This is a genomic window from Paenilisteria newyorkensis (genome assembly GCF_000766145.1).
GTDB lineage: Bacteria > Bacillota > Bacilli > Lactobacillales > Listeriaceae > Listeria_A > Listeria_A newyorkensis.
Map to the genome: position 1 here is coordinate 1 of NZ_JNFB01000043.1, position 533 is coordinate 533.

The 533-nt window shown below is 43.2% G+C and carries 1 protein-coding gene; it reads right to left on the reverse strand.

Annotation, left to right across the window (positions count from 1 at the left end):
- Positions 1-136: 136 nt before the first annotated feature.
- Positions 137-533 (reverse strand): IS110 family transposase (locus EP58_RS14270; protein ID WP_036094476.1); only part of this gene is annotated, 397 nt, incomplete at its 5' end.

The following is a 533-nucleotide window of genomic DNA, read 5'->3' on the forward strand; positions in this document are numbered from 1 at the left end:
GAGTCTAGTGGTAGTAAGTCAAGTGAAAAGGAGTAGTTATTCGAGTAAAAACTTCGTTTTAAGACCGAACAAAACTAAGCCCGCCAAAATAGTGATTTTTTCGGGCATTACCAAGTATGCGAACATAACTATGTTGTTATGTCTCTAACACGCTCCTTGGTGGCGTGTAGAGTTGATGGTTACGTAGTAGCGTATCCATCAAACGCACAAATTTTCTTGCCGTTAGGACGATGGCTCTTTTATGTTGATGTTTGGGTGTTTCTTGGTATTTTTTCGCATAGAATTCCCCGTATTCAGGTAGATGGCGCCGTACCGAGTTGGTGGCTTCAACTAGGTAATAGCGGAAATAACGATTGCCCTGTTTGGTTAATGGGGTATGCTCGGATTGGTAGTTCCCAGATTGTTTGACTTTCCAACTTAGTCCTGCATATTTGGCCAACTTTGTCTGGTCTTCGAACCGATCAATTTGGCCAATTTCAGCGATTAAGCCAGCGGCGTATACTTTACCGACGCCTGGAATGCTTGTGAGACAT